Below are 2130 nucleotides of genomic sequence, written 5' to 3'. Positions count from 1 at the left end.
GGTTCTGGCGCGGGTTACAGATGCCCTCAAGCGCCGGGCGGGCTTGAATTTGGCTGGCAGGTGGGGCACCAGAAGAGGTTGCGGGATGCCAGGGGGGTCGTGCGGATCTCTGTGTCGCAGAGCAGGCAGGGCATCGTCGCTCGGCGGTAGACGTAGACCTCGCCGCCGTGGTCGTCCTTGCGCGGCTCGCGGCCCATCGCCTCGGGCGTGTGCTCGGGGCGGACCGTGTCGATGCGGTTGTTCCGTACGCCCTCGCGCATCAGCGCCGCCAGGTCAGTCCAGATCGCGTCCCACTCGGCGTGGGTGAGGTCCTTGCCGAGGCGGTACGGGTCGATGCCGTGCCGGAAGAGGACCTCCGCCCGGTAGACGTTGCCGACGCCCGCGACGATCTTCTGGTCCATGAGGAGGGCTGCGATCGTGGTGCGCGAGCGGGAGATGCGGTGCCAGGCGCGGTCGGGGTCGTCGGCGGTACGCAGCGGGTCCGGGCCCAGGCGGTCGTGTATCGCCTGCTTCTCCGCGTCCGTGATCAGGGCACAGGTGGTGGGGCCGCGCAGATCCGCGTACGCGTCCTCGCCGGTGAGGCGCAGGCGGACCGTGTCGGTGGGCGGCGGCACGGGTGTCGTACCGAAGCCGAGCTTGCCGAAGAGGCCCAGGTGGATGTGGACCCAGGTGGGTCCGTCGAAGCCCAGGAAGAGATGTTTGCCGTGCGCCTCGGTGGACGTCATGGGGTGGTTGTCGATCAGCGCGGCGCCGTCGGAGAACTTTCCCTGCGGGCTGGACGCGCGCACAGGACGGCCGCCGAACCTCTCGAAGTGGTCGGCGGCCAGTCGGTGGATCGTGTGACCCTCGGGCACGTAAGAGTCAGTCCTGCTGCGGGTGGTGGGCCGGGACGGGCGGCAGGACGTGGGTCTGCTCGTACGCCGAGAGCATGTCGATGCGGCGCTGGTGGCGCTCCTCGCCGGTGTACGGCGTGGTCAGGAAGATCTCGATGAACTTCGTCATCTCTTCCGGGGTGTGCATCCGGCCGCCGACCGAGATGACGTTGGCGTCGTTGTGCTCACGGCCGAGCGCCGCGGTCTGCTCGCTCCAGGCGAGGATCGCCCGTACGCCCTTGACCTTGTTGGCGGCGATCTGCTCGCCGTTGCCGGATCCGCCGATCACGATGCCGAGGCTGTCGCTGTCCGCGGCCGTCTTCTCGGCGGCACGGAGGCAGAACGGCGGGTAGTCGTCCACCGCGTCGTAGATGTGCGGACCGCAGTCCACGGGCTCGTGGCCATGGGCCTTGAGCCACTCGACGAGGTGGTTCTTGAGTTCGAAACCGGCATGATCGGAGCCGAGGTACACGCGCATGGCACGAGTGTGGCACGGAGGGTGGCCCCAGCGCCCGGCCGGGGCACCCGTGGGGTGTCGGAGCGGGATGTCAGAGCGGGATGAAGGACGCGGTCAGCCGGTCGAAGGTGCGCAGGGACTGGGCCTTCACGACAGGGAAGTACCAGAGCTCGATCTTGTACGACCTGCCCGCCGCGTCGAAGCCGAGCACCCGGGCGTTGGCGGGGGATCCGTTCATGTCGAAGGTGTACTCCCAGATGATCGCCGGCTGTCCCTTGTAGGTGGTGCGCTCCAGACGGACCTTGCGGTAGTCGGTGACCCGCTGCGGGGACTGCTCGATCTTGTTCCACCTGGTGAGGAGGTCGCCGCTCTCCCGGGGGAAGAAGGTGGCGGAGACCTCCTGCCATTTGTCCGGCGAGGTGTAGTAGATCCGGGGCGGTTCCTTGTCGCTGCGCTGCCAGCCCGCCGGGGGCGTCCAGACGAACCCGGCCTCCTCGCGGGCGCCGGGCGCCAGGGAAGGGGAGCCGGAGGCCGAGGCCGGAGCCGAGGTGCTCGGCGGCCGGGAGGTGCCTGCGACCGTGGGGGCGGAGCTGGTGCTGCCCTGGCCGGAGGGGTTGCCCGAAGGGCTCTGGTTCATGAGGACCGCGACGACGGTGACCGCGGCCACGGCGGCCAGGGCGGCGGTGACGAGGGCTCGGCGCGGGATACGGGGTCCGCGGGGCGGCGCCGGTGCGGGCGCGGAGCCGGGGCGGGGCAGGGCCCGGCGGACGGTCAGGGTCGGGTCGCCGGAGGGGCCCTGCC

At 70.5% G+C, this 2130-nt stretch carries 3 protein-coding genes; all 3 read right to left on the bottom strand.

The window, feature by feature from the left end:
* Positions 1-26: 26 nt before the first annotated feature.
* Positions 27-854, bottom strand: coding sequence for an Fpg/Nei family DNA glycosylase (locus J0695_RS27595; protein WP_206966418.1), 828 nt, complete (start codon positions 852-854; stop codon positions 27-29).
* 7 nt (positions 855-861) lie between these two features.
* Positions 862-1350 carry a ribose-5-phosphate isomerase gene (locus tag J0695_RS27590; RefSeq protein WP_206966416.1) on the bottom strand — a complete coding sequence of 163 codons (489 nt, stop codon included), beginning with the start codon at positions 1348-1350 and terminating at the stop codon, positions 862-864.
* A 70-nt stretch (positions 1351-1420) separates the two neighbouring features.
* A partial coding sequence (locus J0695_RS27585; protein ID WP_505383615.1) for a serine/threonine kinase C-terminal domain-containing protein occupies positions 1421-2130 on the bottom strand: 710 nt, incomplete at its 5' end.

Origin of the sequence: Streptomyces beijiangensis, from assembly GCF_017315755.1 — a bacterium.
GTDB classification, from domain to species: domain Bacteria; phylum Actinomycetota; class Actinomycetes; order Streptomycetales; family Streptomycetaceae; genus Streptomyces; species Streptomyces beijiangensis.
Note: the sequence above shows the minus strand (reverse complement) of the source record. Positions and strands in the feature narration are given on the sequence as shown.